General features: G+C 64.0%; 6 protein-coding genes. 4 read left to right on the top strand and 2 right to left on the bottom strand.

Translation table 11 applies throughout. The features are described from left to right. The 3 genes from ACTWQA_RS58235 to ACTWQA_RS58245 all read left to right on the top strand — a co-directional run. On the top strand, positions 1 to 250 hold a 250-nt coding region (locus ACTWQA_RS58235; RefSeq protein WP_443167366.1), incomplete at its 5' end, for a hypothetical protein. Between the two features lie 91 nt (positions 251 to 341). After that, the gene (locus tag ACTWQA_RS58240; protein WP_443167367.1) at positions 342 to 620 is read left to right on the top strand and encodes a hypothetical protein; all 279 of its coding nucleotides are present in this window, start codon (positions 342 to 344) and stop codon (positions 618 to 620) included. A 97-nt stretch (positions 621 to 717) separates the two neighbouring features. Further along, positions 718 to 1,392 carry a hypothetical protein gene (locus ACTWQA_RS58245; RefSeq protein WP_443167368.1) on the top strand — a complete coding sequence of 225 codons (675 nt, stop codon included), beginning with the start codon at positions 718 to 720 and terminating at the stop codon, positions 1,390 to 1,392. A 73-nt stretch (positions 1,393 to 1,465) separates the two neighbouring features. Here the strand turns inward: ACTWQA_RS58245 and ACTWQA_RS58250 are convergent, their stop codons facing one another. After that, positions 1,466 to 1,690, bottom strand: a complete 225-nt coding sequence (locus ACTWQA_RS58250; RefSeq protein WP_443167369.1) for a hypothetical protein — start codon at positions 1,688 to 1,690, stop codon at positions 1,466 to 1,468. 603 nt (positions 1,691 to 2,293) lie between these two features. On the opposite strand from ACTWQA_RS58250, the gene ACTWQA_RS58255 reads away from it, so the two are divergent. Beyond that, complete coding sequence (locus ACTWQA_RS58255) at positions 2,294 to 4,039, top strand: RNaseH domain-containing protein (protein WP_443167370.1); 1,746 nt, start codon at positions 2,294 to 2,296, stop codon at positions 4,037 to 4,039. A gap of 169 nt (positions 4,040 to 4,208) precedes the next feature. On the opposite strand, the gene ACTWQA_RS58260 is transcribed toward ACTWQA_RS58255, so the two are convergent. Beyond that, the gene (locus tag ACTWQA_RS58260) at positions 4,209 to 6,746 is read right to left on the bottom strand and encodes a DUF262 domain-containing protein (RefSeq protein WP_443167371.1); all 2,538 of its coding nucleotides are present in this window, start codon (positions 6,744 to 6,746) and stop codon (positions 4,209 to 4,211) included. Between the last annotated feature and the right edge of the window lie 1,039 nt (positions 6,747 to 7,785).

A 7,785-nucleotide genomic window follows, 5' to 3' on the forward strand; every position in this document is an offset into this window, starting at 1 on the left:
GCCGGGCACGGACGCTCCCTTCGACGACGACGTCTCCTACGTTCGCAATCTGGGCCTCATCCGGGGAACCGGAGAACCGGAGATCGCCAACCCGATCTACCGAGAGTTCCTGCTGCGGCACTGCTTCCTGTTCGCCGATCTGCTGCGCCGGGAACTGCAGGGCCCTTTCACCGACGAGGCGCTGATCCAGGCTCGCTTGAGAATCTTCGGAGCGGCAGATTTCGGCGACGTTCCGAGTAGGCCTTGCTGAGTTCCGACTACGACCGTCGAGGTGACGCGACCTACGTCAACTCAGGCCAACCCTGAGGTACTTAGGTACCATGGACGCGGGAGGGATAGATATGGCTGCTGCCACGAAGCGTCAAGCACCCCTGAAGATCGACCCCGCGACGGACGAGTTGATCTCCCAGGCTGCCCATTTCCTCGGCATGACCAAGAAGGACGTCGTGTCCGAAGCCGTCAGAGATTACCTGGAGCAGCGCCGTGAGGAGATCCGCAAAGGCATGATCGAGTCTATGAAGGTGCTCGACGGCTCGCTCGGTTCAAGTGTCGCCGCACTCACCGGGCTGTCACGTGAGAAGATCGACCGACTCGGCGGTGTCGGCGAGTGGGAGGACTGACCTCATGTCGGTCCGCCCCACGCTCAGATGTCTGCGCGACGACCTATGTCTACCCGTCCCGTCGGCCCAGACCACACTCGACCAAATCGACCACCCTGTGCTGCAGAAGGCAAGCGAGCAGTTCGCCGCCCCTGGCACCCCGCATGAGCGAATCCGGGCCATCGACGATGTCGTCCTGTTCAAGGTCAAGACCGGCCGATGGCGGGGTGCCGTCCTCGCCGACGAACCCGATTCCGAGGTGCGGGACTGGCTTGTGGCTGCCGGCATCCGCGAGGACGGATCTAACGACGACTTCTACGCCTCCCTGCACAGGGAAGCCCGTACTGCCAGACAGCGATACAACGCCGAGCACGACAAGCCGTTGACCACTGACACCTATGTGAGTCACCTCCTGCCCAATCAGGACGATCACGATCGTTACCTCTTGGAGGCAGGCACTCGACTCGCACTGCGCCTCAACACTGAGCTGCGCGCTCTCATCCGAGGCTCACTACATGACGGCCACGAGCATGCCGCCGACTTCCCAACGTTCCGACTTGGCGTTGTCGTCCGCGCCGATGATGGTCACGAGACCTACGTCGCCATCCGAATCACCGGCTCAGTCCCGACAAACCTCACTGCGATGATCCTTTCTCGCGTTCCCGGCTGCGCGTTTGATGCCTGGTTTCCCGAATACACTCTGCCCGAACGTGACTTGCTACCCGCCGAACAAGTCTGGTCAAATCTGATGGACCCTAAGGCAGCGTCACAGCTTCTCGATGAGGTGTGTTAGGGAGGCATCGGCCGCCTTCGATGGAGCGCAGAGCCAATCCCACCGCTGGGAGGCTCCCGGCCCGCGGCTTGGATCAGCCTGCCGTAAGCGCCTGTAGCAGGCGATCGAAGGCAGTGATATCCGCGCATCCGACCGCACGAGCAAAGGGGATCTCGGCCACGCCGTTGTTGCGTCTTCTTGGAAATCGACGCAAATTGGAATGAAAGCGGAATTCAGAGTTGATGCTCAGCCCGTGCATGGCCGCAATCGCCTCAAGCACCGTCACAGGGGTTTCCGGGTGGATCCTGACCTCGATCACCTGGCGGAGGGTATACGCCCGGACGAGGTAGATTGTCACGCAGCTTCTCGAATGGCCTAACTCGCAGACCTTCTTCACTAAATGGGTTAATTCATACCCCCTGTCGGCTGCGATGTCGACGAGGCGCTGCTCAAACTCTGTCAGGGGATGCTTGGTGAGATCGACTCGAACTCCTCAACGGACGTCAGTCCACACGTCGCCCTCAACCAACGCAATCTTCTGAGATGGCTGGTTCGGTGAACGGCTCGCCCATACCCTTGTGATCCATCATTCGCCCTGGGAGGTTCCGCGTGCCGCAGCTCGCCTTCGCCAACACTTTCTGGGAAAGCTTCGACGCTCTGGAGAAGCCGGTCAAGGCGGGCGTGCGCAAGGCCATGAAACGGTTCCAACAGCTCACTTCCCGCGGACGCGATCGGCCCGGAGGACCGGCTGCTCGACGCGGACTCCGGGCGGCCGACCGAGCTGTGCCACGAATCGCATCAGCGTTCTGAGCTCACCGAGTGGGCTGAGCAAGCCCTTCCCCCCGAGGTGCGGGCGACCTCCGCATTGGTCCGCACGCGGCAAGTGAGGTCCGCCAAGCCCCTCAACGCTCCTCCCACCGGCGTGAAGAAGGAGGACAAGCCTGAAGAAGACGCCCGCAGGGCGGCGGAACGGCGGGTGGGCGCAGCCTTCGCGATGTCCTTGCTGACCCCGGAGGCCGATCCGGGAAAGCTTCCTACACTGGAGGCACGGCTTCTCTGGCAGACCCGTGAGCTACGCGAGGCAGCGGTCACGGGACTCGTCGAACGCCTCGGGTTGAAAGGCGAAGGCGGCGTCTTCACCGAGGCGCAGTACGAGGCCGCACGCCCCGGCGACCCGGTGACCCTTGAGTGGCAGTCCGCCGAGCTCACCGTGCGACTGCGCTGCGTCAAGCTGACGGCCGGCCTCGGAGAAGGGCTCGCCCTCCCGCCGAAGGGAAAGCCCCGTACCTCCTCGGCGATCGGCGCGGCCGTCCGTGACCGGCGTACCAGCGCCCGCTCCTGGCTGGCCGGCGACATCACGGGCACGGCTCCCACGCTGGCGCTGGTGGAACTCGACCGCAGGGCCGACTTTGAGACCGGCGACCACGACCCCAAGTTCGCGCTCAGGCTCGGCTTCGCGGACGCCGGTGCGGTCACCCAGTTCGTGACGGTGCCCAAGAAGGCCGGGCGATACGACTCGGTGAAGACCGTCGATCATCGCGTTTCCATGGCCTGGGACGATGGCCTGCGACAGCTCGGCATCCGTGTGCACCCCGAGCATGGCCTTGGTGAGAAACTGCCCGTCGGCCTGCGGTACGCCGCGGTCTGGCTCGTCAGGAAGAATCGCACGGCACGCAATCGGTGGGCGGCGTACGTCCCGATCGCTGTGCTCGTGACTCCGCAAAGATCGGGCAGCGGCATCGCCGGTGTCCAGGGATGGGACCCCGAGGCGAATGCGTGGATCCCGTACCCCGCGTTGCTGCTGAAGCTGACGCGGCTCGCGGAGGTCGCCGTGCCCGGCACCGAGAACGGCGAGCCGGGCAGCTACTACCGCGCCATGGACAAGCAGCGGCGCGACACGGAGGAATGGCTGCAGAAGATGCTGCGCTCCCTGCGCGGCGCTCCCACGCTGCTCCTCGCCCACGGGCAGAACGCCCGCTCGCACTGGACGTGGCTTCAGGACGGCCAAGTGGAACCAGACCGCATCCGCGACGGCCACGCGCCGGCTCGCCGGCTACACCCGAACCGGCGGCTCGTCCGCGTGCGAACCGTGCAGGGCCGGGAGACCCCTCAGTGGTGGGGGGTCAACCCGAAGGACGAGGCGAACGGACTGCCGTCCCACCTGTGGGTGCCGCAGTGCGACGGTGCGAGCCGCGTCTTCTACAGCACCACGCCCAAGCCGGCACAGTTCCGGACTTCGGCCATTGAGGCCGACAAACTGGCCCCCCGTCGCGCCGGCGAGCACAAGGGCGATACCAGGATTGACACCAACATCCCGGGTTGGAATCCCGGGCTGGTGGAGATCGCCGTTCTCGGATGCCATCAGGACGACGGTGACGATCCGGAATCGCTGGCGCTCGCCGTGCATCAGATGCGTCAGCCGCCGGACTACCCGCAGGCCCTCGCTCTGCCCCTGCCGCTACATCTGGCGGGGCTTGGCCAGGAATACGTTCTGCCGACGCTCGCGGAGGAGGTCGAGGATGAGGCTTCCGCTGTCGAGGATCCGCAACCCACAGGTGCCGACGTGATTCCAGCGGGTGACGGCGCCCCGGACCCGGCCATGGCAGCAGGACTCTTCACGGAGCCGGATCCCGAGGAGGATCGGCAAGCGCCACCTTCTGACGTGTGAGGTACGGGCTGGAAGCCTCGTCATCGACGACCACCTCAGCTGTTTCGCTCACCCGGCGAAGGACCCTTCGCCGGGTGAGCTCGTTCCATCACCACTCGCATGGGTGGAGAGCTTCCGGGAGATCTTGGTCCGGTGCCTCACCGTCCCGAAGAACGGGCCGCGGAATCGGTCACCCCTCCTGCTCCTCCGATGCGGTTACCTTGGCCCTGAACCAGTCGAGCACCGCAACGACCACGTCAAACACAGCGACGCTCGCCAGTTGACTGTTCTTGATGGAGGGATATAGCTCCAGCTTGGCGACGGGAATGTCCACGCCGGGTGCGTCGTTGAGCCGCTGCCGAAGTTCCTCTCGCAGCGCCGGATCGTTGAACGGCTTGCGGTTGCGCAGCAGTCCGAAGGGGATCTCGGCGCTCTTGGGGTAAAGGCGGATGGCGTACAGGGACTGTCCGCCTACCTTGATGATCGGCGCGCAGGAGGCGTTGGCGGAGGTGCCGTACTGAAGCTCGCCGCCCCGTGCGCGCCAGTGCTCCAGCAGCCGCTGAACTGCGCCGGCTGCCTGTGGCCCGCTCTGCTCGTTGAGCTGCCGCAGGAAACGCTGTTCCAGTGCCGTCAACGCTTGCGGCGAAAGGGACTCATCGCCGGCGGCCTCGGTCTCGGCCAGATCCGCGGCGATGGGCAGGCCGAGTAGCTCCGCGATGTCGCGTACGCTGATGTGCTGGTCCGGGGAGGCGCGTCCGGCTTCGTCGAAGACAAGTCCTTCCGCGCGCAGCACCTCGTGCACGTCTCGATCGTCGTCGGGATCGACCCAGCGGAAACCATCGGACACCTGTCCCGACCTGGTGAGGACCCGGTGCGCGTTGAGCACCGGGACGCTTGCCAGATGTACCCCGACGGGTACCGGATGCGAGCCGATCAGCTCGGCGAGGTCCGAATACGAGGTCCAGGTGGCGGTCGGCAGAGCGGCCAAGGCGCTGTGCAGTTGTGTCCAATCGCGAGAGGCGGCGCTGCCCCGGCGGCCGGACTCCTCCGGACCGGGCCATATGGCGATCGCCCGGTCCGCGAGGCGATCGGCGCGGGCCAGGATCTCGGCTTTCCCCCAGCGATCGCAGGCGGCGATCTCCTGGTTCATCACCAGCCCGCTCTGGCCCAGCTGTTTGCGTTTGGCGACAAAGGAGTTGTTGCTCAGCTCGGAGTTGTAGCCGCTGAGCGTGAGGTTGCCCAAAGTGTGTACGAGCTGGCGATGCAGAAGATCGGCGTCGTCTCCCCCGTTGGAGAGTTCGCTCAGCCAATCAGCGGTCATAGACTGCGGCAGGACGTGCTCGATGGTGATGCGCTTGTCGGCGAGGTCTACCCGCTCTTTGCTGCCCAGCGACTCCTCGATGCGCCGTAGGACGAGCTTCTGCTGGACTGTACGTCCCTGCCAGTAAAAGGCGCGGCTGCGGATCTCCTCCCTCAGCTGCTCATCCGAAGGCCAGTACAGTCTGGCGGGCGAAAGCGCGGTCCGAATCGCCTGTGGCACCTCCTCTTCGGCCACCAGCTGTACGGCAAGCCGCTGGAAGATGCGGTTGAGGTTGCTGGTGGTGACTCCGGCGATCAGACGGCGGACGAGGAAACTCTCGACATAGGTCAGCGCTTCATCCACCTCCTCGTCGCCGATGTAGTCGTCCTCCCTCAACTCCAGCAGGCGCATCACCAGGGGGTAGGCGGTCGAAGCCTGCCACTCCTTGAGGAAGCGCAGCCGCCCGGCGAACGGCATGTCGTCGGCGGGAAAGAGGATCTCCTTGAGATGCCGGGCACGCCGGTACAGGTCACGGGCATACTCCTCGATGCGGTGCTCGTCCCCGGACAGCGCCAGGAGCAGCTGCTGGTGGCCGCGGTAGACGGCGTTGTACTGGGCTTCGTCTCCTTCCTTCAGTACCAGCACCAGATACATCAACTGTTCCATGGCCTTGGCGTCCAGCAGGTCCTGGATCGGCTTCCAGTACTCGTCGTAGATGTGCTGGCCCCGGGTGGGCAGGCACATGAAGACGTAGTTGCGGATCAGGTCCACCTGGCTGAGCCGCATGCCCGTATTGTTGATCGACTCGAAGATGCGGAACGCGTTATCGTCCTTCTCCACCAGGATCTGCACGAGGTTGAGCCGGTTCAGCAGCACCGACTCCACGCGCGCGATGTCATGTGGGTCGGCTGGATCGTCGAACTCCTTCAACACCCCGCGGAAGAATTGGTAGGCGTTGCCGATCAGGCTGTCGGACTTGCCCTCCAGCGTGCCGTCCACGCAAGCCTTGAAGGCCGTTCGGTCCGCCTGGGTGGGCAGGAGCCGGTAGCGCAGCTCTCCCTGCTGGAACTTGTTGATCAGGTGCAGCTCGTTGATGCGTTCCAGAGCTGTGGGATCCTCGGCCATCAGGTGGTCCCGGATCGCGCAGAGCGCGACCATCAGCGTGGTGAGGCGCTGTTGTCCGTCCACGATGATCCATTGGGACCGGCTCGGCGCCAGCTCTGGCCCAGGAGCGAGGACCACCGAGCCCAAGAAGTGGCTGGGTGCATCCTGCCGTTGCTCGGCCAGCACGTCGACCTGGGCGGTGATATCGGACCACAGTTGGGTGAGCTGCGGACGTTCCCAGGTGTATTGACGCTGGTAGAGGGGGACCAGTAATTGCTGGTCGCCCTGAATGAGCTTGCGAAGGGTGGTTTCGTTCGCCTTCATGCCGTCCCGTTCATTGCCCGAGCAATCGATGCATCCAAAGACACACAATTTACGACGCACTACTGGACAGCCGCAAGGTCCGCATTGGTGATAGACGGCAGCACCAGCACTATACGACCGCGCCATACGGCAGCGAGTGCCTGCAACAATCAGACAGATAGAGATGCCCTCGATTAATATCTCCCGCTTCGCTCACCCAGGAGCTCATGACAGACACTTGGACCGTCGCAGAGATTGGCAACCGGGCAGTGTCGTAGTTGGTCGGACAAGCAGAGAAACCTCCCGTGATCTCGTAAGGGCGATCGCAGACTGCTCAACGGCTGCTCATTCCATTCGCTAGCCATCACGCCTTATGTGGAGCAGCAGCGTCATAACTCAAGGGAATACACGCATATTACGCATAACGGCACTAGGTAAAGACGGTACGGTTGCTCGGTGGTTGCTCCCACGTCGACGGCACCGGACGGAGCGCGCCATCACAGGCTGACGCAGCGGCACGGCAAATCCTGCCCGCAGCATCACAAAACGACATTTGTCGGTAGTGACCAACACCAATCGAGCTAACTCATAATCCGTGGGTCGCGGGTTCAAGTCCCACCCGCCCTACTCTTCCACCCTAGGCTCTACCTGCAGGTTCCTTGATCGCACTAAGTCCGCGGGTCGGCGGTCATCCAAATGGGAGACCGTAGGTTGACCGCCAGTCGTGTAAATGTCAGCCGTGATCGACACGCTCGAGTGCGCAGATGGCCAACCAGTCCTACGAGCGCGGCGAGCCGGTGGTGATGCTGGCCGAGGCATGGAAAGTGGGTGCGACGGCAGCCGACCTGAGCGTGCACTCGATCAGGTGCACGTCGATCCGGCCAACAGGGCATGGTCAAGGACCGCTTCCACATCCACCCGTTGATCCCAGAGTCGGCCTCGATGACTCAGGGGACGGTCGTCCCGGTTGAGTTGTGAGGGCAGACGGAGGTTTCCGCCTGATCGTCTGATTCCTTCGTGCGCCGGGGTGTGGGTGGCCGCCCGAAGCGCTCGGTGGGCG

The sequence above is a fragment of the Nonomuraea sp. 10N515B genome, from assembly GCF_052245915.1.
In the GTDB taxonomy this organism is placed as follows: domain Bacteria; phylum Actinomycetota; class Actinomycetes; order Streptosporangiales; family Streptosporangiaceae; genus Nonomuraea.

Coding starts and splice junctions, on each gene's coding strand:
- ACTWQA_RS58260 (WP_443167371.1), bottom strand. CDS start 6,746: ATGAAGGCGAACGAAACCACCCTTCGCAAGCTCATTCAGGGCGACCAG.
- ACTWQA_RS58240 (WP_443167367.1), top strand. CDS start 342: ATGGCTGCTGCCACGAAGCGTCAAGCACCCCTGAAGATCGACCCCGCG.